Source organism: Halobacterium sp. CBA1132, assembly GCF_001485535.1.
In the GTDB taxonomy this organism is placed as follows: domain Archaea; phylum Halobacteriota; class Halobacteria; order Halobacteriales; family Halobacteriaceae; genus Halobacterium.
The window spans coordinates 2,047,468-2,068,752 of record NZ_BCMZ01000001.1 but is presented as its reverse complement, the minus strand read 5'-3'; the positions used below and the strand labels follow the sequence as shown (position 1 = coordinate 2,068,752).

The window sequence follows — 21,285 nt, the reverse complement described above, 5'->3', positions numbered from 1 at the left end:
ATCTCCACCGGCGTAAATCCACCCGGTTTCACTGGCAGACTCTCGCCCGACGGGAACCGGTAAACAGTAGCCGACGCAGTCCCAACGACCCCCTAATGGCTGCCGCCGACTGGCGCGAACGCGTCGACGACGTGGACGCACGCCTCATCGACGAGTACCAGAGCGGGTTCCCGATTCGGGAGCGCCCGTTCGAAGTCGTCGCCGACGACCTCGGAATCACGGAAGCGGACGCGCTCGAACGCGTCGAGCGCCTCTACGAGAACGGCGTCTTCCGGCGGTTCGGCGCGGTCCTGAACCCGCCGGTCGTCGGGTCGTCGACGCTCGCAGCGGTGCGCGCGCCCGCCGACCGCTACGACGAAATCGCGGACGTCATCAACGGCTACCAGCAGGTCAACCACAACTACCGGCGCGCCCACGAGTACAACCAGTGGTTCGTCGTCACCGCCGGCAGCCGCGAGAAGCGCGACGAGATTCTCGCGGACATCGAGGCGGAGACGGGCTGTCAGGTGCTGAATCTCCCGATGCTCACGGACTACTACATCGACCTGGAGTTCCCCGTGGTCAACGGCGACCGGTTCGCCCGGGAGACGAGCGCGGAGCGCGAGTCTCCGAACGAGCGAGCGGAGACCGAAGGGAGCCGCGAGCAGCGCGAATCCTTGGACAGGACGGACGTCTCCGCGACCCGCATCAGCGAGGACGCCGCCGGCGACCTGTCGCAGCTGGACGCCGACCTCCTGCTCGCGATACAGGACGGCTTCCCGCTGTCAGCGACGCCGTACCGGGACATCGCGGACGCCATCGGCGCGCCCGTCGAGGACGTTCTCGACGCCACCGAGCGCTTGCTCGCGGACGGCTGCATCAAGCGCGTCGGCTGCGTCGTCAACCACGTCGTCACCGGCTTCGACGCCAACTGCATGGTCGTCTGGGACGTCCCCGACGACGAACTCGACGAGCGTGGCGTCGAAGTCGGCGAACTTCCGTACGTGACGCTGTGCTACCACCGGCCGCGCCGCCCCGAGCAGGACTGGCCGTACAACCTCTTCACGATGATTCACGGCCGCGAGAGCGACGCCGTCGACGAGAAAATCGACGAACTCGCCGCCGAACACCTCCCGTTCGACCACGAGCGACTCTACTCCGAGGAGACGCTGAAGCAAACGGGCGCGCGCTACGACGACTTGGTCGGCGAGTAGCGGCTGCTCGCGGGGAGACGGCACGCAGAATTCGGGTGGCGTTCGACGCCGATGCGGTAACGACTCCGCGCCGCGGCTACTCGCGCGCCGTGGTGTAAAGCACCGGCGCGATGACGAGCAGCGCGACGCCGAGGAAGCGGTACGTGAACGGGTCGCCGCCGAGCTGCGAGCCGGGCGTCACGAAGAAGACGACGCCGAACAGCGTCGCGTTCAGAGCCACGAGCTTCCGGGAGCCGAGTGGGATGGTGCCGACGATGGACAGCGCGAACAGGACGAGCAGCGCGTGCCCGACGTGGTAGCTCACGAGGAAGTCGTCGACGAGGGGCAGCGGTGTGAACGCCATTTCTGGCTGGATTTCGCCGCGAAATCCCCTTTAAGGTTCCGTTCCGCCGCCCGGACCGGTGAGGTCGAGGGGGCGAATCCACCCGTACCACACCACTAGCGCCATCGACGCGTAGCCGACGGCCCACACCACCGCGCCGACCGTCGAGAAGCCGGCCTGATGCAGGAAGTAGTTCGCGACGCCGGGAATCACGACTCCGGCGGCGATGACGGCTCCGAGCGCCACGCGTGAATCCATACGCGTCCGTTCGCGCTCCGTCCGCGTCAAAGCCCCGGTTCCGGACTCGCGCTCGTTACAATCTACACGCGGCCTACTGGCTACGCGCGGTATCACTCGGAGAATGTGCTGGCTGCGGCGAGCGCCGCGACGCGCCAGCGGGGACACTGAAACCCGCGACGCCGAGGCCGGAACGAAGTGGGGCGTTGGGGGCAGTCGGCCTCGGCGATCAGCGGGGGGAGGGACCAACGGGCACCGGGGGTGGGTCGGCGCCCACCTTCCCGTACCCGCCCATCCCTACTCAAAGCGACGCGCAGTCGCAGCGCGTGCAAAAGCCCTACCCGACGAGTTGGCGCGCCATCCACTCCTCGCTCGCCTGCCCCAGCATCGACTCCCAGTCCGGGAACGACGTGCGCGCCGCCACGTACTCGTCGAACGCCGCCTCGTCGATGGCCGCGAAGTCCGACCGCGTCGCCACCTCCCACTCGCTGTCGTCGAGGAACCCCCGGAACGTCGCCGCGTCCGTGTGCCGCCCCATGAACGCCGGCGTGAACAGCTCGCCGAGCGCCGCGTCGTCGCCGCTCAGCGCCGTCGCCCGCTCGTGGAGGTCGTCCACGAGCTCGGTTACGTCGTCGGTCATGGATGGGTAGTGGCGGCGAGCAAGCAAAACCGTTCGGGAGAACAGCGACTCCTACGCGGGTGAAATCGCGGAGGAATTGGAGTGGGCCAGTCCGGATTTGAACCGGAAGCTTCCACCTTATCAGAGTGGCGCTCTACCTAATTGAGCTACTGGCCCGAACGCATCCCGACGTTTGCCGCTGGTACAATTAAGGGTTTCCTTTCTACAGCGCGCCGTCGTGCGTTACCGGGTGTCGGCGTCGTCGCCGTCCTCGAATTCTACGTCGTAGGAATCCTCGTCGAGGTCGATGGTATCGTCGTCGCTGCTGCTCGTGGTGCTGGAGCCGAACGGGCCGCTACCGCCGCTGCCGTCACCGCCGCCCATGCCGGCGAACGGGCCGGCGCCGCCGTCGTCGCTGCCGCCGGGGAAGCCGAACGTGTAGACGTTGCCGGTGGCGAACCCGCCGGTCTTCTGGTCGAGTTTGGGCTTGATGACCCACTCCTTGACGGCGTAGCGGAACGGGTACCGAGTCAGCGGGAAGACGAGCAGGAACCCGAGCGCGTCCGTCAGGAGGCCGGGCGTGAGCAGGAATGCGCCGGCGGCGATGAGGAGGCCGCCGTCCACGAGTTCGTCTGTCGGGGTCTTCCCTTGCGCGAGCGAGCGCTGGATGCGTTGCAGGGTGTGACGGCCTTCCGCGCGCACGAACAGCGTGCCGAGCAGGGCGGTGAGGACGACGAGCGCGACCGTCACCTGCCAGCCGACTTGCCCCGCGACGAACACCAAGAAGAGGGCGTCCGCGAGCGGGACCACGAGCAGCGCGAGGAACAGCCACCGGAGTCGGGGCATACGCCGGGGTAGCCGACGGCGATTCATAGCCTTTCTGTTGGGCGGGGCGGCGTTCGCCCGTGTCGAAACGGTTTCCCGGGTTCGCCGCCCAGCGAACGTATGGACGAGTCCGCTGACGTGACGCGCGTGGAGTGGCGCGAGTGGGGCGACGAGGCGTTCGCGGAGGCCGCCGACCGCGACGTGCCGCTGCTGGTGTCGCTGGTGGCGTCGTGGAGCGACTGGTGCCGGCAGATGGACGAACGGACGTACGCGGAACCGCGCATCGCGGCGAACGTCAACGACGACTTTGTGCCGGTGCGCGTGGACGCCGACCGGCACCCGCGCGTGCGGGAGCGGTACAACATGGGTGGGTTCCCGTCGACGGTGTTCGTGACGCCCGAGGGCGAGCACATCGCGGGCGCGACGTTCCTCGAACCGGAGGGGTTCCGGCAGGTGCTCCAGCGCGTCCGCGAGACGTACGACGAGAAGGGCGAGGACGCGGGGAGCAAGCCGCGCGCGCTCCGCGGCGGTGAGCCGCCGGTCGGCCCGGTGAACGGCGACATCGAGCGACTGCTGGCGGGCCAACTCGGCGAGCAGTTCGACACCGAGCACGGCGGCTGGGGGACCGACGAGAAGTTCCCGCTGCCCTCGACAATCGAGTTCGCGCTCAAGCGCGAGCGCGACCAGGCGCTGCGCACGCTCGACGCGGTGCGCCGGAACCTCTCGGACGACGTGGACGGCGGCTTCTTCCGGTTCGCGCACGGCCGGGACTGGTCGGACGCCCAGCGCGAGAAGGTGCTCGCGGAGAACGCCAGCCTCCTGCGGGCGTTCGCGTCGGCGTATCTCCACACGGGCAGCGAGGACTACCGCGAGCCCGCCGAGCACACCATCGACTACGCGACGGGCACGCTGTGGACGGGCGAGGCGTTCGGCGGGAGTCAGGCCGCCGGTGAGTACTTCGACGCGGACGCCGACGACCGCGCGAGCAAGGCAGAACCCCCTGTCGACGAGACGGCGTACGCGGACGTGAACGCGCTCACCGCCGACGCGCTGCTCTCCTTTGCGGCGTACACGGACGACGACACCGCGACCCGGTACGCCGAGCGCACGCTCGACTACCTCCGGGAGACGCTCGTCGACGGCGCGACCGTCCGGCACTTCGACGACCCCGACGCCCCGACGGGCCTGCTCGCGGACCGCGCTCGCGTCGTGCGGGCGTTTGCGACGGCCGCGCAAGTGCTGGGCGGCGACTACCTCGAAACCGCCGTTACCGTTGCCGACGCGACTATCGACGACCTGCAGGACGCGACCGGCGCGTTCCTCGATGGCCCGCTGGAGGGCGCGGGCTTGCTCGACGAGCCGCTTCGCCCCATCGATGACACCGCGGTGATGGCGGACGCGCTCGTCGACCTCCACTACCTCACGCGCGAGTCGCGCTACCACGAGGCCGCCTCGGACGCCGTCGGCGCGTTCGCGGGCGCCGCCGAGCGAATGGGGCCACAGGTCGCGGCGTACGGCACTGCCGCGTCCCGCGTCGTCGCCGGCCCGCTCGTCGTCGAAGTTGCGGACGACGCCGGCAGCGATCTCCACCGCGCCGCGCTCCGCATGGCCGACCACGAGAAGGTCGTCGTCCCGAACGCCGACGGCGAGTCGGGGACCGCGTGGCTCGTCGACTCCGACGGCACCACCGACGCCGTCGACTCCCCGGAGGCGCTCGCGGACCTCGTCGCGGACGCTCAATAGCACTCGGGAGCCCACGGACACCGAACAGCCCTCTCTAAATCGGGTTTCAAGGCGGTTCGCGCCGTATCCGGTGGTGATGGCCCGCGAGCAATCCGACGCCACGGTCGACCTCGACGAACTGCTGGACGACCTCCCGTACATCGAGGCGCGGCCGCCCGAACCACCCGAGCGGACGGAGTGACCCCGCTGACGCGACTGTAAACCGTCGGTGCGTTTTTGACGGCGGGCCCGCAAGCGGGAACGAAATGGCTGACTTGAGGGACCTCGGCCTCTCGGAGTACGAAGCGAGCGCGTACCGCGCGCTCCTCCAAACGGGGCCGGCAACCGCCAAGGAGTTGTCCGCGGAGAGCGGCGTGCCGATGGGCCGCATCTACGACGTGCTCGGGAGCATCGAGTCACAGCACCTCGTGCGCAGTCAGGCCGCAAGCCGCCCGAAGAAGTACGTCGCCGTCGAGCCCGAGACCGCCCTCGACCGCCTGCTGGAGGACCGCAAGCGCGAACTCCGCGAGAAAGCCGACCAGTACGAGGCCGTCGTCGACGAACTCGAAGCCGACCTGCGGACGCCCTCCGAACCCGAGGAGGGCTTCTGGACAGCCGCACTCGGCCCCGAGGGCTCCTTGGACCTCCTGCTCGAACGCATCGACGCCGCCGACGACTCGGTCCGACTGGTCGCGGGCTTCGAGTCCACGAGCTTCGAGGTCGCGGACACCACCAGCCGCATCGTCGACCACCTCGAAGACGCGCTCGAACGGGGCGTCGACGTCTCCGTGCTCATCTCCCAAGAGCTGTCCTCGAACATCCCCGACGAGGTCAACGAGCGCTACGTCGCCGTGCTCGCCGAACACCCCGACTACGAGGTCCGCATCGGCCCCACGGTCGAGGGTAACGTCACCATCGTCGACGACGCCGAGGTCTGTCTGGAAGTCACCAACCCGGTCGAGCCCGACGAGTCGTTCGCGATGATAGACCTCCACGACTCGACGTTCGCCGCGGATGTTTTCGAGGTGTTTGCGGAGACGTGGACCGACGCCGCGACGCTGGACTGACGAACGACCCGAGAAATAGTTCCGTCGCGCTACGCGTCGACTTCTTCCGCTAGCGTTCCGAACTCCGCGATGCGCTCGGCGTGAGCGTTGTGCTGGTGGATGGACTCGTCGTTGGACTGCTTCATCGTCACCACGGCGTCGTCGTCGAAGTCGAACTCCGCGACGACGCCCTCGGCCATCGAGCGCACGCAGTCCTCCACGAACTTCGCGTTCGCGTGGGCGGCGTACGTCATGTGGTCCTCGTCCGGGCGCTTCGCGAGGTTGTAGATGCGCGCGCTCATCGAGTCGCGCGCGACCTCCACGAGTTCCATCAGGTCGACGTCCGGGTCGCCGGAGGTCTCGACGGTGAGCGTCGCGTGCCCGCGCTGGCTGTGACCCGCCTGTGGCACCTCCTGCAGGAACTCCCGGACGGAGTCCTCGCCGACGCCGAGGTCGGCGAGCTTCTCGCGGGCGTGCTGGCTCATCATCTGCTGGCTGCACGGACAGACGGTCATGCCGACGACGCGCGCGCCGATTTCCTCCCGGGTCGGCTCGCCCTCCTCGGCGGTCGCCGAGGCGATGATGTCGACGGTTCCCTGCGTCTCGCGCTCGCTGGCGGGCGTCTCGTCGCGAATCATCAACTCGGCCTCCATCTCGACGGTCGCCGTCGTCGTGTACTCGTGTTTCTCGAGGAGGCGCTCGGCGGTCTCCCCGCACATCTCCTCGACGCGGTAGACGGGCTCGGAGACGGCGTCTTCGAGCGTCTCGTCGATGACCTCCATGTTCCGACTCATGTCGATTCCCTTCCGGCCCTGCGGGAGGTCGACGTACACCTCGAACTCCGCGGTCAACACGATGGGGCGCTTGTCCTCGCGGGCGATCTTCACGAGTTTCTCGACGCCTGTCACGCCGACCTGACTCAACCCGACTGCAACCTCCGGCTCCGTCGCCTGTACGTCCGGCAGCTGCTGGCTCATTACCCCGTGGTTGGGCTGGTAGCTCACTAACCCTTTCCGTTCCGGCGACCCCCTCTCGTTCGCCAGCGGCTACTTCAGTTTGTTCAGCGCTTGGAAGAAATCAGAGTCCGGGCCCGCGACGCGCGCCGGTTCGTCCGCTGCCTTGACGGTGACGACCTCCGGCGTCTTCACGCGCTGGCGGTTCGACCCGTCGCTGGAGACGACGGCGTACTCCGGGCCGTCGACACGAACGGTCACTTCGCCGCCGGCCGGCGTCAACAGCGGCGGCATCGGCTCGCTCGAACACATCCCGTTGACGACGAACGCGTCCACGGTCGGTTGCACGAGCGGGCCGCCCTCGCTGAGGTTGTACGCCGTGCTCCCGGTGGGTGTCGCAATCAGGACGCCGTCGGCGTGCGTCGCCTCGAACAGCGACCCGTCCACGCGCACCTCGAGGTCGATGCCGTGGCCGTGCCCGCGCTGGTCGCCCTGAATCACGACCTCGTTGAGCGCGGGCGTCAGCGACCACTCGCGCTCCCCCGACGCCGCCGCCCGCGGCACCTCGCGGTGGCGCACCTCCCCGGTCTCCCGGTAGCGCTCGACCTCGCGGCGGACTGCCGAGACGGCGTCCTCGGGCGCGACTGCGTTCAGGAAGCCGACCTCACCGAGGTTCACGCCGAGGACCGGCGTCGACCCCGCGCCCCGCGCCGCGAACAGGAACGTGCCGTCCCCGCCGATGCTCACCACGAGGTCGCAGGCGTCGAACTCCGCGACCTCGTGGCCGCCGCCGTCCAGAGCGTCCGCCGTCGCCGTGTCCAGCCACACCGCCACGTCCTCGCCGGTGAGCATCTCGCGGACGTCCGCAGCGAGATACGCGGCCCGCGAGTTCCCCCGCTGTGCGACGATTCCAACGCGCATACGCTCACTCGGGGTGCCGCACTTGAAAAACCCGCGGGCGGCGGAAACTACTTTTCGCTGTGTCCCGACCACCCGGACATGGAGCCGACGGCGCAGTGCGCCGCGGTACGGAGGCGTCATCGTGGCTGACGAGGAGGACGACGACTGGTTCGAGAGCGCGTTCCGGGACGACGAGGACGCTCCGGACGACCAGCAGGCGTCCGACAGCGACGCAGCCGACGAATCTGTGGACGACTCTGAACCGGACAGCCCCGACGCCGAGGACGACGAGTTGGCGTCGGACGGCGAACAGGAGTCCGACTTCGATGCTAGCGCTGACTCGGACGACGTGGGCGACTCGGACACCGACACGCCGCCGACGGGTCCCGCCGGGGAATCACCCGACGGACCCGATGCTGAGGAGCCACCGAGTTTCGGCGACACCGATATATCCGCGCCCGACACCGGCGACGGCGACGTCGACGACTTCGCGGCGGCGTTCGGCGGAGGCGGTGGCGGCGGTGACTTCGACGGCGGCGGTGATGACGACGACCTCTTCGAGGACGACTTCGCGGCGGCGTTCGGCGGTGGCGGCGGCGGTGGCGGCGCCGGCGCGGCGCCCGGCGGCGAGGACGACTTCGGGTTCGACCTCGACGGCGACGTCGGCGCCGGCGGTTCGGGCGGCTTCGAGGAGGACGAAGAATACGAGTCCGACATCCCGCGCATCGACTTCGGCATCGAGGGACTCGACGAGATGGTGCAGGGCGGCGTCCCCGAGCGCTCGCTCATCGTCGCCATCGGCGGCGCCGGGACCGGGAAGACCACGTTCGGCCTCCAGTTCCTCCACGAAGCCATCCGGAACGGCGAACGGGCCGTCTACATCACGCTCGAAGAGTCCCGCCAGCGCGTCGTCCAGAGCGCCACCGAGAAAGGCTGGGAGTTCGACCGCCACACCGAGGAAGGCAACCTCGCGGTCATCGACATCGACCCCATCGAGATGGCCAACTCCCTCACGAGCATCCGCAACGAACTTCCGACCCTCATCGAGGAGTTCGGCGCCAGCCGACTCGTCCTCGACTCCGTCTCCCTGCTGGAGATGATGTACGACGACCAGTCCGTTCGCCGCACCGAAATCTACGACTTCACGAAAGCGCTCAAGGACGCCGGCGTCACCACCATGCTCACCAGCGAAGCCAACGAAGACAACGCCTTCGCCTCCCGCCACGGCATCATCGAATACCTCACGGACGCCGTCGTCGTCCTCCGCTACATCCGCCCGGAGGACTTCCGGGAGACCCGCCTCGCCGTCGAAATACAGAAGATTCGGGACGCCAACCACTCACGGGAGACTAAGCCCTACGAGATTACCCATCAAGGTATCTCCGTCTACCGGCAAGCGAATATCTTCTGAGGGCGCTTTTGCGCTGCGGGCCGCCTACGGCGGCCCTCGGCAAAACCGACACCAAAAGCACTCCTCCTTCGGTTCGTTCGCTACGCTCACTCCCCTCAGTCGTCGGCCCGCGAGCCTCCGGCTCGCGGTGAACCGCTTCGTTCGGGTCCTTCGGACCGCTCACTCGCGGATGCTGGTCGCTACCGGCTGCGTAGGTTCAAGTAGGAGAGCGGGACCAACCCCGGGCGTGACCTGAACCCAGCGCAGGTCGGTCGAGGCGGGAGTGCGGCACACCGGCCTGTGGACGTTCGCGCCGCCTGTTCGCAAGAGATACACGACAGCATCGGCAAGCGAGCGGCTTGAAAAGCCCGAGCGAAGCCGTTCACCGCGCGACAGCAGGGAGCGCGGGCCGACGACTGAGCGGAGCGCGATAGCGCGAAGCGAAGGAGGAGTGCTTTTAGCGTAGCTTTTGCCGAGCGAGGCGGCAAAGCCGCCGAGCGCAGCGCAAAAGGTACTATCGGACGATGGTGACCGGCACCGGCGAGCGCCGCACGACGCTCTCGGCGACGCTGCCGAGGAGGATGCGGGAGACGCCCGAGCGGCCGTGGCTCCCCATCACGATGTGGTCGAAGTCGTTCTCTTCGGCGTACTCGACGATGGCGCGGCTCGGTCGACCGACTTCCGTGGTCGTGTCGAGTTCGTGGTCGTACTCGTCGGCGGTCGTCTGGGCTTCGTCGAACAGTTCCTCGGCGGCGTCTTTGGCCTGCTCGAACCACTCCTCGGAGTAGCCCGGAACCGTCGCCTGCGCGGTGTACCCTGCTTCGATGGGGTCGATGACGTTGATGGCGGTGATGTCGGCGTCCTTGAAGTGTTCGAGGGCGTATTCGAGGGCTTCGGTGGACTGCTCGGAGCCGTCGACGGGAACGAGAATCTTCGTCATGGTGTCGACTCGACGTTGACCAGCCCGGGTGAAAATTCTATGGGCCGAGGACCGCCCGACGGGGCGTCCCTCGTCAGTCCCGGCCGTGTCGCGTGAGGCACGTCGGCAGTCCCTGAATCTCGACCGGCTCGGAGTTGTCCGGCGAGTAGACGACCATCTGTCCCTTCTCCATGTAGGGGACCTTCGACTGCAGCGACGACGGGATGTTCACGGCGTTGATGGCGTCCTCGTCCCCGAGATTCAACACGACCGTCGTGTTCACCTGCTTGAACACGGGGTCGGCGACGTCCTGGGGGTCCTGGGTGATGAGGAACAGGCCCAGGCGCTCCTTGCGGCCCTGTTTGGCGGCCTCGGTGAACTTCCCGACGACCTTGTTCGCCTGCACGCTGTCGGCGTCCGCGAGGAAGTTGTGGGCTTCGTCCATCCCGACCACGAGCGGCGTCTCCTTGATGGTCTCGTAGCGCGGGTCGTTCGAGAGCTTCTGGTCGACGAGCAGGCTCGACACCGCCAGCACTACCGTCTCGGCCGCCCGCGAGTTGCTGATGTGGTAGGTCGGCACCACCGACAGCCGGCCCGGGCGGACGAACTGTCGGTCCTCCACGAGCTCCGTAATCGGGCGCGCGTCCTGGTCGAACAGCCCCGACGGCATCCCGTGGACGCGCCGCAGCACGGCCTCGTAGGTGGCTTCGTGGACGCGCCCGGACTCGTCGAGCTCCTCCTTGAGCGCGGGGTCGTCGAGGAACGAGCAGAACTCCCGGTAGGTGCCGTCCTGTCCGTGATTCTGGAAGAAGCGGTCGAGCAGCAGGTGGAGCGCGCCGTACTGGTTGTCGTTGAGGCCGCTGGACGCGACCAGCCACGGGTTCGAGCGCACCATCGAGAACGGAATCGTGAACTCGACGCGCTCGGCGTCGTGGTGGTCGGCGGCGTACGACGCGGACCCGACCTTCGGCACGAACGCCACCGTGTCGTCGTGCCCGCCGTGCGCCAATCCTTGCGTCTCCCAGCGGCGCTCGTCGCCGGCGTCCGCGTCGGGGTTGTCGTCGTGCATCTGCGCGTACTCGTCCTGCGGGTCGAACTGGACGACCGCCATCCGGCGCTCCGCGCCGCCCGCGTCGACGGGGTAGCGGCGGTCCTCGTGGAGGTACTGCCGCAGCACGTTCTTCGCGGAGTGGGTCTTCCCGGAGCCGGTGCCGCCCGCGACGAGCGTGTGCCGGAAGACCAGCGGGTCGCCGGCCTCGTAGTCATCTTTCACGCGGTAGTCGATGGTCGGCGGTTCGGCGGCGGTCCGCACTTTCTCACCGCCGACCGAGAGGTGGCCGAGGAAGACGCCGTCCTCCGGAATCTTCAGTCCGGTCTTGATTTCGGTGGCGTCGTCGGCCGCCCGCACCACCGTCTCGGGCTTGGGCACGCGGTCGGCCATCCGGCGTTTGAGGTCGTCTCCATCATCGGACTGCGTCCGATTGCCTGAGGGACTTCGTCCCTCTCTGTCGTGGTAGAGAACCGCGACGGGGTCCAGTTCCGCGAGGAACTTGTAGTCCTGCTCGTCGACGCTCTCCGAGCGCATCGCGCGCCGCGCGTGAATCTCGGTGGCGTCGTCGCTCTGGAACGCCTGCACGTACTCCAGTCCGGTAATCTTGCAGAACAGCTTCTCGCCGCCGGGGTACGGCGCGACGAGGTACGAGCCGAGCCGGACCGACGACCGGTTGCTCGCGGTGACGTAGGCCTTCAGCGCGGTCTCTTGGCCGTCCTCGTGGATGCGGAGGCCCTCCGAGACCGCGAGCGCGCCGAGGCCGTCGTCGCTGCCGGTGTCGTCGAGGTCCGGGCGTTCGAAGTCGTCGGCGGCGTCCGTCTCCGCAGCGTCGCCGGCGTCGTCGCCGCCGTCGTGGTCCGCGAAGTCCCCGAGGTCGCTCATGCTTTCTGAGTGGCGGGCCGCGCACTAACCGCTTTCCCTCCCTGTCCGCGTGCTTATGCCCGTCGCGTCCCTACGGCCGGGTATGTTGTTGGTGCGCGGTTCGGCGGCCGGGACGACGTTGACGGGGACGCTGTACGAGCGCGGCGAGGACGCGCCGTCGTTCAAGGGTGCGCCCGACGAGGCGGCGCCGTACGTCTGGGTCTGTGACGAGTTCTACGCGGTGGAGAGCGGCGGGAGTGTCCAGCAGGTCGGCGGACAGGACGTCAACGTCGCCTTCGAGTCGCCGATGCCGCGCGGGTTCGACACGCGCGAGCAGGCGCTGGAGGCGGCCCGCGAGCACGTGCGAACGCAGTTCGCGCGCATCGGCGTCGACCCCGAGGACGTCGATATCGAGGTCGAACCGGAGCACGAAGTCGACGCCTAGGCGTCGGTGTAGTTGTCGAACGCGCGCACCGCGATGCGGGCCGAAAGGGCCGCGAGTAGTCCGACGAGGAGTACGCCGACAGCGAGCGCGCCGACGTGGACGGCGGCGTCGGCGACGCCGAGGGCGTTGGCGAGTGCGCCGGCCGCGAACGGTATTTGGACGGCGGTAGCGATGCCCGCGGTGAACAAGAATACGAGCGTGTAGACGCCGAACGCCCACATCGAGGGGACGACGACTTCGCGGCTGCGGCTGATGTTCGTGGCGTCGTACTTCGGATACGTCGTCCCGACGCCGGCCGCCAGCGCCGCGGCCAACACGGGGAGGACGACGGCTGCGGCGACCGTACACGCGATTGCGACCGGGGAGAGCGGGCTGACGACGGCGAGCGCGCCCGCGACGGCTGTCGTGAGCGGGACGCCGAAGACGGCGCTAGCGACGACGAGTCCGCCGACGAACTCGCGGCCGGAGACCCCGGACGTCGCGGTGACCGGCAGCACCGCGCCCTCGTCGCCGAGCGGGTTGAGCGTGAACGCGGCGCCGGTCATCCACGCGCCGTACAGCGCGATCGACGGCGGGAGTGATGAAGTGACGCGGCCGGCTTCGATGCTCGCCTGCACCGGTGTTACGAGCAGGAACGCCGGGTAGGCGACGAACACGAGTCGAATCGGTGCGCGGCGGGCGCGCAGCCAGCTCTTTCGCGCGACCCACGCGCGCTGGCGGCCGACGAGCCGGTCGAGGCGGCCGCCGGCGACGGAGTCGGTCTCGCGTTCGCCGGCTTCGACGCTCTCGGTGTACCAGCGCCGCTCGGAGAACCGGACGCTGGCGAGCACGCCGCCCGCGCTGAGGACGACCGAACCCACGAGGACGCCGGCGGCTTTCGCGGCGCTCGCCGAGGAGACGACGGTGAGAACGGCGAGGTCGGCGTACCACGACACCGGCGAGGCTTCCGCGATGTCGAGAATCGGGTCGACGACCTCGTCGAACTGCCCGGAGACGATGAGGCCGAAGTACGCGAGGAACGCGGCGGCGCCGATGACCGTCTTGAACCGCGAGACGAGCGCCGACCGGCTGGCGAGGTAGGCGATTCCGGCGCCGATTGGGTAGCCGACGAGGAACGCGGTCGCGGTGAGCGCGAGCACGGCGACCGCCGCGAGCGGGAACGCCAGCAGTGAGCCGCTGCCGACGGCGAACGCGGCGGCCGCGACGACCAGCGGCGCGACGAAGAGGCCGGCGGCGCGCACGTAGCCCGCCAGCAGCAGGCCGCCGACGACGTCGCGGGCGGGGACCGTGGTGAGGTAGCCGTCGCGGGCGTCGATGTCGCCGAGTTGGACGATGGTCATGTACGCCGCCAAGAACAGGACGAGGGTGGCGAGGGCGGCGGGGATGAGGCCGACGAGTTGGCTCGTCTCCTCGGGGTTCTCGGCGAGCGCTTGGCCGCCGGCGTACGCGCCGTAGGCGGCCGCAGCGGTGAACACGGCGCCGAACACGACAACGATGCCGACGGACGCGAGTTGCGCGGCGCTCTTCCCGCGGAAGTTCCGCCACGCGATGCGGAGTTCGTTCGCGGCGATGCGGGCGGCGTGATTCGGGTCGGGGAATACAGCCATCTCAGGCCTCCTCGGCGGCCGCGTCGCCGATGCCGCCGGTGACTTCGAGGAAGACGTCTTCGAGGGTGCGCTCGTCGCCGGATTCGGCGCGCGACTTGAGGTGGGACGGCGACCCCTCGGTGACGAGGCGACCGTCGTAGAGCACGCCGACGGTGTCTGCGAGTTCGTCGACGACCGGGAGGATGTGCGTCGAGAGGAAGACAGTGGCGTCGCCGTCGGTGAGGTCCGCAATCGTGTCCCGGACGGTGCGGGCCGCCCGCGGGTCCAGCCCGGACGTGGGTTCGTCGAGGAACAGCACGTCGGGGTCGTGGAGCATCGCTTGGATGATGCCGACCTTCTGCTTCATCCCCTTCGAGTACGCGGAGATGCGCTTGTCGGCGTCGCCGGCCAGCGAGAACCGACCGAGTAAGTCGTCGATGCGGGCTTCGGCGTCCGCTTCGGGGAGGTCCCGCAGGCCGGCGATGTACCGGAGTTGCTCGCGGCCCGTGAGTTCGGCGTGCAGCGGCGGTTCCTCGGGGAGGTAGCCGATGCGGGAGACGACGGCGTCGCGGTCGGCGATGTCCGCGCCGGCGACCGTGCCGGTGCCATCGCTGGGTTCCGTGAGCGTCGTGAGCATCCGCATGGTCGTGGTTTTCCCCGCGCCGTTCGGCCCGAGGAAGCCGTAGACGCTGCCGGCGGGGATGGCGAGTTCGAGGCCCTCGACGGCGGTCTCGTCGCCGTACCGCTTGGTGAGTCCGTGCGTTTCGATGGCGCGCTCGGTCATTACTCGGGACTGCTCGCTCCCCGTGCTTAAAGGTAGACGGCGGTTCGCGCGCCGCGCAGTCAGGCGTCCGACCAGCGCTGGTCGTCGTAGTTCTCGTCGCGCCGGCTGTCGAAGGACTGTTCGAGTTTGCGGACGAGTTCCTCTTTCTCGCTGGCGCCGATGCGCGCGAGTTCGTCGGCTTTCTCGACGGGCTTGGGCGGGCCGGCTTCGGCGGCGACTTGGCTGGTGACGTAGCGTTCGACGGCGGCGCGGCAGTCCTCGCTGTCGGCGAACGCGCGCGGCAACTCCACCTTGTGGACGAGGTCGGTGCGGGGGTCGTAGACGACGAGGAACGCGACCTCGTAGGCCTCCGCGGGGAGTTCGCGTTCGACGCCGAGTTCGCTCGCGTCATCGGACTCCGTCCGATTGCCTGAGGGACGTAGTCCCTCTCCGTCCGCGAACACGCCGTCCGCGCCGAGCGTGGAGGTGAACCAGCCCGTCCACGAGAGTTCGTCCGTGATGCGGTGGTACTCCTCGTTATCGAACTCGCGGCGTTCGAGTACTTGCCCGAAGAACGCGGCGTCGCTGGCCCACGGCGTCGGCCGGCCGCGGTCGCGGAGCGCGCGCACGAGCGCCTGACTCGCGGGGCTCTTCACGAACCCCGCCAGCGGCACGTCCTTCTCGGCGAAGCGCTCGACGAGGCGGACGTAGTTCTCCAGCACCTCGGCGACGAGTTCGTTCTCGGTCACGAGGTCCGCGAGGCTGGCGTGGCGGTCCGCCCAGTTCACGAGTTGCTTGGGGTAGACCGGGCCGTCCAGCAACAGCAGGTCGTCGACGTCGTCGGCGTGTTCGAGCGCGTGGTGGCTCTCCGCGAGGTAGAGCGCGAGGCCGTGGACAACTCGTTCTTGGTCGCGAGCGAGGGGCGCGGTGTGGACGATGCGGCCGCGGCTGTACCCTTCGTCCCATTTCTGCCAGTCGGTGTCCGTGCGGACGGCGGCGTCGTTGGAGTGGACGCTCGTGATGACCGTGCGCGAGCGGTGGAGGTCCAGTTCACTCGGGGTCGCGCTCATCGCGGCCTGCGCGAGGTCCAACACCAGCCCGTTCTTGAACGTCCGCGGGTTGATGGTTCCCGAGTCGAGGCCGTGGGCGGTGTCGAACGGCGACGGCTGGAGCGCCAGTTCTTCGATATCCGCGGCGCTGCGGCGCTGTTCAGCCAGTGGCTCCAGAACGGGGCCGTCGTCGCCGTAGAGGGGGTCGAGATAGTTGTGCCACGTCTCCTCGGCGATGTCGCGGTGCTCCTCGGCGTCCACCTCGTGGCGGATGCGGCTCGCGAGGTCCGCGATGCCGTCGAAGTGGACGGGGTCGAGGGTCATGGCGAGTTCTCGGTCGCGGAGGGTCAAATAGTCCGTGCTCGGGCGGCCGCCGCGACGGGATTTCTTTACTCGCGGTAATCGCCCGAAGGCGCCGTTTACTCGAAGGCGAGCTAATTTTTGTCAGAATAGTTAAATGGTCGCGGGAGAGAGTGGGGACCAGATGTCGCGGGACGACTCCACGGTCAACTGGCGACGCACCGACGACGGCGTCGAACTCTACGACGAGACCGACTCCGAGGCGTGGGTTCGGATGTCCGTCGAACCCGGCGCGCCCGCCGAAGAGCGACCCTATAGCGTCTGCTCGGAGTGCGGACTGGTCGCCGCCCAGCGCACCGTCCCCGGCCGTCACATGGTGTGTGATGGCTGCGGCGCCGAGTTCGAGGTCGACGCGACGACCGACGCCCGCGCACCCGACGGCGACTAACTCGCCCGCAGGCGACACGTAAATACGGGCGGCCTGCGGACTCTCGGATATGCAGGCCGCGCTGGTGATTCTCGACGGCTGGGGGCTCGCCGACCACGACCACCTGAACGCAGTTGAGGCAGCGGACACGCCGAACTTCGACGCCTACGCCGAGCGCGGCGGGTTCGGCACGCTCACGACGCACGGCCGCGAGGTCGGCCTCCCGCGCGGGCAGATGGGCAACAGCGAAGTCGGCCACCTCACCATCGGCTCCGGCCGGGTCGTCCTCCAAGAGTACACGCGCATCAACGACGCCATCGCCGACGGTGAACTCTGTCAGAACGACGCCATCGGCGGCGCGCTCGACCACGTCGAACGCACGGGCGGCCGCCTCCACGTGATGGGCCTCGTCAGCGACGGCGGCGTCCACTCCGACCACGAACACCTCCACGCCATCATCGAGTGCGCCGCCAGCCGCGACCTCCCCGCGACCACGCACGCGTTCACGGACGGCCGCGACACCGCGCCCCACGGCGGCGAAAACTACCTCCAGACGCTCCGAGAAGTCACAGAAGAGTACGACACCGGCGACGTCGCCACCGTCATCGGCCGGTACTACGCGATGGACCGCGACCAGAACTGGGAGCGCACGAAGCGCGCGTACGACGCCATCGTGAACCGGAACGCCGACCACCGCGCGGACTCGGCGGTCGAGGCCGTCCGGGAGAGCTACGACCGCGGCGACACCGACGAGTTCGTCGAACCCACCATCGTTCGGGGCGGGGACGCGCTCAGCGAGGGCGACGTGGTCGTGTTCTGTAACTTCCGCTCGGACCGCGCGCGCCAACTCGTGCGCATGCTCGCGGACGTCCGCCCCGAGGACTGGGCGAACGAGGGCGTCGCCACGGACCCGCCCGGGGTGCCCGTGGCGACGATGACGGAATACGACGAGTCGTTCGACTTCCCCGTCGCCTTCGAGTCCGAGCGCCCCGCGGACACGCTCGGCGAGGTGCTCGCCGAACACTCCCTGACCCAGTTGCGGGTCGCGGAATCCGAGAAGTACCCCCACGTGACGTACTTCCTGAACGGCGGCCGCGAGGTGGAGTTCGCGGGCGAACGCCGCGAAATCGTGGAGAGCCCCGACGTGCCGACGTACGACCTCGCGCCCGAGATGAGCGCCGCGAGCGTCACCGACGTCGTCCTCGACGCGCTCGAATCGGACGACCCGGACGCGCTCGTGTTGAACTACGCGAACCCGGACATGGTCGGGCACACGGGCGACTACGAGGCCGCCATTGAGGCCGTCGAGACCGTCGACGGCGAACTCGCGCGCCTCGTCCCCGCGCTCCGCGACGCGGGCGCTGACGTCCTCGTCACCGCCGACCACGGCAACGCCGACGACATGGGCACCCGCGAAGACCCCCACACGGCGCACACGTTCAACCCCGTGCCGTTCGTCCACCTCCCCGCCGACGAGAGCGACGAGGGCGCCCGGGACGTCCGCGACGACGGCACACTCCGCGACGTCGCGCCGACGCTGCTGTCGCTGTTCGACATCGAGACGCCGGCAGCGATGACGGGCGCGTCGCTGCTGGAGTAACGCGTCAGCGACGGTCGTCGTCCTGTTCTCGGGAGACGCGCTCGCGGGCTTCCTGTCGGTTCATCCGCTCGGTGTCGTCGTGTTCGGAGCGAACCAATCCGTACAGCACCAGCGGCGCGGCGACCGCGAGGAGGGCGAACAGCACGAACAGGGCGGCTTCGGCCATAGTCGAGCGTAGTCCGGCCAGCCACGTATTCGTTGTGTCAGTCCGCGCGGTGGACGACCTCGCCGTCCACTATCGTTGCGGCCACGTCGATGTCCCGGATTGATTCGGGGTTCTCCCACGGGGACTCGTCGAGCACCACGAGGTCCGCGAGTGCGCCTTTCGTGATTGCGCCCTGTTCGTCCTCCCGGAAGCCGGCGTACGCGCCGCCGCTCGTGTACGCCCGCAGCGCCTCGGTGACCGACAGCGATTGCGTTTCGGCGGGCGCGTTCACCGCGTGATGGACGCCCAACAGCGGGTCCAGTGGCATGCAGTCGCTGCCGAACGCCAGCGGCACACCGGCGTCGAGATAGGCCGGGAAACGGTTGGTCGCCTCGCGGCGTGCCGTGCCGAGGCGGTTCTCGTAGAGGCCGTCCTCGCCGGCCCACTTCAGGAAGTTCGGCTGCATCGACGCCACCACACCGAGGTCGCTCATGCGCTCGATGGCGTCGTCGCTGGCGAGTTCGACGTGCTCGATGCGATGGCGGAGCGCGTCGGCGTTTGCGGCCTCGTAGGCGTCCAGCACGGCGTCGATGGCCTCGTCGCCGATTGCGTGCGCGGTCACCTGCAGGCCGGCGTCGTCGGCGCGCTCGACGAGTGATTCGAGTTCGTCGGGGTCGACCACCCACTGCCCGGTCTCCTCGGGCGCGTTCGCGTACGGCTCCGAGAGCTTCGCGGTGTGGCCGCCGAGACTCCCGTCCGTGTAGGTCTTCACGCCCCCGACCTCGACCAGCTCGGAGCCGTGGTTCGTCCGCAGGCCGGTTTCGAGGAGGGCGTCGAGGTGGTCGCTCCAGTAGTTCAGGCGCACGCGCACCGTGAGGTCGCCCGCGAGGTCGAGGTCGCGGAACGCGCGCGGCGCGTGGGACTGCCGCACCATGTCGTGGACCGCCGTGACGCCGCGCTCGTTGGCCTCGCGCTGGGCCGCGCGCAGCAGCGACTCCGTCTCCGCGGGGTCGGGTTCGGTCGCTTCGTAGACGACTTCGACGGCGTCCTCCACGAGGCGGCCGTCCCCGAGCACGTCGCTGTCGGGCATCTCGTCGCCGTACTCGTCGAGCGCGACGGCGTTCACGGTCGCGGTGTGCATGTCCTCGCGGATGGCCGCCACCGGCCGGTCGTCGCTCACTGCGTCGAGGGCAGACTGGCGGAGGTCGTCGGCGTCCCACGCGGACTCGTCGTAGCCGTACCCAAGCACCCACTCGTCGTCCGTCTCCGCCGCGCGCGCTCGCAGGCGCTCGGTGACCTCTTCGGGGCCACTCGCGCCGCGCAGGTCGGCGTGGACGCCGTACTGGCCGACGGTCTCCATGTGCGTGTGCGCGTCCACGAACCCGGGGAGGACGACGCCGCCGTCGAGGTCGAGGACGTCCGTTCCGGTCCCGACGAGAAACTCGATGTCGTAGTCGTTGGCGAGCGCGACGACGCGGCCGTCCCGGACTGCCAGCGCGTCGTACGTCTCCTCGGCGTCGCCGAGCGTGTGGACCTCGCCGTTCCGCAACACGAGGTCGGCTGCCGCAGTCATGTCTGCACGGCGGGCGGCCGGCCGCTTAGACGTTCGGGAAGCGGTCGGCGACGCCGCACACCGGCCGAAAGGACAACCTTCAGGGCGCCCCGCGACGACGCCAACGTATGACCGACGCCTCCGACCTCGCCGACCGCGTGCAGTCCGGCGACCTCAGGCTCTACGAACTGGAGGAGCACGCTGACGCCGACACCGCGGCCGCGGCGCGCCGCGAACTCCTCGAACGCGAGACCGAGGCCAGCCTCGACGCCACGGGCGCGTTCACGTTCGACGCCGACCACGCATCCGAGACGGCCGTCGAGAACCTCACTGGTGGCACCCAACTTCCGCTCGGTATCGCCGGCCCGCTCGCCGTCTCGGGCGGCAGCGCCGACGACGAGTTCTACCTCCCGATGGCGACCACGGAGGGCGCGCTCGTCGCGTCCGTGAACCGGGGTTGCTCGGCGATTACGGCGGCGGGCGGCGCGAACGCCCGCGTGACGAAAGTCGGGATGACGCGCGCCCCCGTGTTCCGGGTCGCGGACATCACCGAGGGCGCCGAAGTCGCTGAGTGGGTGGAGGACAACTTCGACGCGCTCCGCGAGGCCGCCGAGGAGACCACGAGTCACGGCGAACTCACCGAAATCACGCCGTACGTCGTCGGCGACAACGTCTTCCTGCGGTTCGCCTACGACACGAAGGACGCGATGGGGATGAACATGGCCACCATCGCCACCGAGGCCGCCAGCGAGGTCGTCGAGGCGGAGACGCCCGCGGAACTGGTCGCGCTCTCGGGGAACCTCTGCTCGGACAAGAAGCCCGCCGCCATCAACGCCGTCGAGGGCCGCGGCCGCACCGTCACCGCGGACGTCACCATCCCCCGAGAGGTCGTCGAGGAGCGCTTCGACACCACCCCGAAGGCCATCGAGGAAGCGAACACGCGCAAGAACCTCGTCGGCTCCGCGAAGGCCGGTAGCCTCGGATTCAACGCACACGCCGCGAACACCGTCGCTGCAGTCTTCCTCGCGACCGGGCAGGACGCCGCGCAGGTCGTCGAGGGCTCGAACGCCATCACGACCGTCGAGGACCGGGGTGAGGAGTTGTACGCCTCGGTGAACTTCGCGAGCCTCGAAGTCGGAACGGTCGGCGGCGGCACCAAACTCCCGACCCAGCGCGAGGCGCTGGACGTGCTCGGCGTGCGCGGTGGCGGCGACCCGGCCGGGTCGAACGCCGACGCGCTCGCGGAAATCATCGCCGCGGGCGCGCTCGCCGGTGAGCTCAGCCTGCTCGCCGCGCTCGCGTCCCGCCACCTCTCCTCGGCGCACGCCGAGCTCGGCCGCTGAACTGTTCAGGAGAAGACATTTCCGGCGGCGTCGCGAT

General features: G+C 69.0%; 21 protein-coding genes and 1 tRNA gene. 8 read left to right on the top strand and 14 right to left on the bottom strand.

The window, feature by feature from the left end; all coding sequences use genetic code 11:
• Positions 1-95: 95 nt before the first annotated feature.
• A complete protein-coding gene (locus tag AVZ66_RS10855) occupies positions 96-1,193 on the top strand; it encodes an Lrp/AsnC family transcriptional regulator (protein ID WP_058984099.1) in 1,098 nt (365 codons plus the stop codon).
• 76 nt (positions 1,194-1,269) lie between these two features.
• Here the strand turns inward: AVZ66_RS10855 and AVZ66_RS10850 are convergent, their stop codons facing one another.
• The 5 genes from AVZ66_RS10850 to AVZ66_RS10830 all read right to left on the bottom strand — a co-directional run bounded on the left by AVZ66_RS10850 (position 1,270) and on the right by AVZ66_RS10830 (position 3,217).
• Positions 1,270-1,536 (bottom strand): hypothetical protein, encoded by a 267-nt coding sequence (locus AVZ66_RS10850; RefSeq protein ID WP_058984098.1) that lies wholly within the window; start codon positions 1,534-1,536, stop codon positions 1,270-1,272.
• A 30-nt stretch (positions 1,537-1,566) separates the two neighbouring features.
• Positions 1,567-1,773, bottom strand: coding sequence for a hypothetical protein (locus AVZ66_RS10845; protein ID WP_058984097.1), 207 nt, complete (start codon positions 1,771-1,773; stop codon positions 1,567-1,569).
• Between the two features lie 316 nt (positions 1,774-2,089).
• Entirely contained in the window at positions 2,090-2,392 is a 303-nt protein-coding gene (locus AVZ66_RS10840; protein WP_058984096.1) for a hypothetical protein, read from the bottom strand.
• An 82-nt stretch (positions 2,393-2,474) separates the two neighbouring features.
• Positions 2,475-2,548 (bottom strand) — tRNA-Ile (locus tag AVZ66_RS10835).
• Between the two features lie 66 nt (positions 2,549-2,614).
• Positions 2,615-3,217: an FxsA family protein gene (locus AVZ66_RS10830; RefSeq protein ID WP_058984095.1), complete on the bottom strand. Its 603-nt coding sequence runs from the start codon at positions 3,215-3,217 to the stop codon at positions 2,615-2,617.
• Positions 3,218-3,316: 99 nt separating this feature from the next.
• Between AVZ66_RS10830 and AVZ66_RS10825 the strand changes: the two genes are divergently transcribed.
• Both AVZ66_RS10825 and AVZ66_RS10820 read left to right on the top strand, forming a co-directional pair.
• Positions 3,317-4,939, top strand: coding sequence for a DUF255 domain-containing protein (locus AVZ66_RS10825; RefSeq protein WP_058984094.1), 1,623 nt, complete (start codon positions 3,317-3,319; stop codon positions 4,937-4,939).
• Between the two features lie 245 nt (positions 4,940-5,184).
• Entirely contained in the window at positions 5,185-5,985 is an 801-nt protein-coding gene (locus tag AVZ66_RS10820; RefSeq protein ID WP_058984093.1) for a TrmB family transcriptional regulator, read from the top strand.
• A 29-nt stretch (positions 5,986-6,014) separates the two neighbouring features.
• Here AVZ66_RS10820 and mptA read toward each other — a convergent pair whose 3' ends face one another.
• Both mptA and AVZ66_RS10810 read right to left on the bottom strand, forming a co-directional pair.
• Positions 6,015-6,941 (bottom strand): GTP cyclohydrolase MptA, encoded by a 927-nt coding sequence (gene mptA, locus AVZ66_RS10815; protein WP_058984092.1) that lies wholly within the window; start codon positions 6,939-6,941, stop codon positions 6,015-6,017.
• A gap of 69 nt (positions 6,942-7,010) precedes the next feature.
• On the bottom strand, positions 7,011-7,838 hold the full coding sequence (locus AVZ66_RS10810; protein WP_058984091.1) for an NAD(+)/NADH kinase: 828 nt from the start codon (positions 7,836-7,838) through the stop codon (positions 7,011-7,013).
• Positions 7,839-7,956: 118 nt separating this feature from the next.
• On the opposite strand from AVZ66_RS10810, the gene AVZ66_RS10805 reads away from it, so the two are divergent.
• Entirely contained in the window at positions 7,957-9,228 is a 1,272-nt protein-coding gene (locus AVZ66_RS10805; protein ID WP_058984704.1) for a KaiC domain-containing protein, read from the top strand.
• A gap of 493 nt (positions 9,229-9,721) precedes the next feature.
• On the opposite strand, the gene AVZ66_RS10800 is transcribed toward AVZ66_RS10805, so the two are convergent.
• Both AVZ66_RS10800 and AVZ66_RS10795 read right to left on the bottom strand, forming a co-directional pair.
• The gene (locus AVZ66_RS10800; protein ID WP_058984090.1) at positions 9,722-10,147 is read right to left on the bottom strand and encodes a universal stress protein; all 426 of its coding nucleotides are present in this window, start codon (positions 10,145-10,147) and stop codon (positions 9,722-9,724) included.
• A gap of 73 nt (positions 10,148-10,220) precedes the next feature.
• A complete protein-coding gene (locus AVZ66_RS10795; protein WP_058984089.1) occupies positions 10,221-12,059 on the bottom strand; it encodes an ATP-binding protein in 1,839 nt (612 codons plus the stop codon).
• 82 nt (positions 12,060-12,141) lie between these two features.
• On the opposite strand from AVZ66_RS10795, the gene AVZ66_RS10790 reads away from it, so the two are divergent.
• Positions 12,142-12,483 carry a hypothetical protein gene (locus AVZ66_RS10790; RefSeq protein WP_058984088.1) on the top strand — a complete coding sequence of 114 codons (342 nt, stop codon included), beginning with the start codon at positions 12,142-12,144 and terminating at the stop codon, positions 12,481-12,483.
• Here the strand turns inward: AVZ66_RS10790 and AVZ66_RS10785 are convergent.
• From AVZ66_RS10785 to AVZ66_RS10775, 3 genes are read right to left on the bottom strand one after another with little or no spacing between them, the layout of a single operon-like run.
• The gene (locus AVZ66_RS10785) at positions 12,480-14,090 is read right to left on the bottom strand and encodes a hypothetical protein (RefSeq protein ID WP_058984087.1); all 1,611 of its coding nucleotides are present in this window, start codon (positions 14,088-14,090) and stop codon (positions 12,480-12,482) included. The two genes, AVZ66_RS10790 and AVZ66_RS10785, sit on opposite strands and share 4 nt — an antisense overlap.
• Before the next feature lies 1 nt (position 14,091).
• Complete coding sequence (locus AVZ66_RS10780) at positions 14,092-14,853, bottom strand: ABC transporter ATP-binding protein (protein WP_058984086.1); 762 nt, start codon at positions 14,851-14,853, stop codon at positions 14,092-14,094.
• A gap of 59 nt (positions 14,854-14,912) precedes the next feature.
• Positions 14,913-16,205 (bottom strand): DNA double-strand break repair nuclease NurA, encoded by a 1,293-nt coding sequence (locus AVZ66_RS10775; protein ID WP_058984085.1) that lies wholly within the window; start codon positions 16,203-16,205, stop codon positions 14,913-14,915.
• Between the two features lie 160 nt (positions 16,206-16,365).
• On the opposite strand from AVZ66_RS10775, the gene AVZ66_RS10770 reads away from it, so the two are divergent.
• Positions 16,366-16,629 (top strand): hypothetical protein, encoded by a 264-nt coding sequence (locus AVZ66_RS10770; protein ID WP_058984703.1) that lies wholly within the window; start codon positions 16,366-16,368, stop codon positions 16,627-16,629.
• Positions 16,630-16,678: 49 nt separating this feature from the next.
• Positions 16,679-18,208, top strand: coding sequence for a 2,3-bisphosphoglycerate-independent phosphoglycerate mutase (gpmI, locus tag AVZ66_RS10765; protein ID WP_058984084.1), 1,530 nt, complete (start codon positions 16,679-16,681; stop codon positions 18,206-18,208).
• Between the two features lie 4 nt (positions 18,209-18,212).
• Here the strand turns inward: gpmI and AVZ66_RS16670 are convergent, their stop codons facing one another.
• Together AVZ66_RS16670 and AVZ66_RS10760 are read right to left on the bottom strand one after the other, a co-directional pair.
• Positions 18,213-18,374 carry a hypothetical protein gene (locus AVZ66_RS16670; protein WP_197407757.1) on the bottom strand — a complete coding sequence of 54 codons (162 nt, stop codon included), beginning with the start codon at positions 18,372-18,374 and terminating at the stop codon, positions 18,213-18,215.
• Between the two features lie 37 nt (positions 18,375-18,411).
• Positions 18,412-19,926, bottom strand: coding sequence for an amidohydrolase (locus AVZ66_RS10760; RefSeq protein WP_058984083.1), 1,515 nt, complete (start codon positions 19,924-19,926; stop codon positions 18,412-18,414).
• A gap of 107 nt (positions 19,927-20,033) precedes the next feature.
• Between AVZ66_RS10760 and hmgA the strand changes: the two genes are divergently transcribed.
• Positions 20,034-21,248 carry a hydroxymethylglutaryl-CoA reductase (NADPH) gene (hmgA, locus tag AVZ66_RS10755; RefSeq protein ID WP_058984082.1) on the top strand — a complete coding sequence of 405 codons (1,215 nt, stop codon included), beginning with the start codon at positions 20,034-20,036 and terminating at the stop codon, positions 21,246-21,248.
• Positions 21,249-21,285 lie beyond the last annotated feature (37 nt).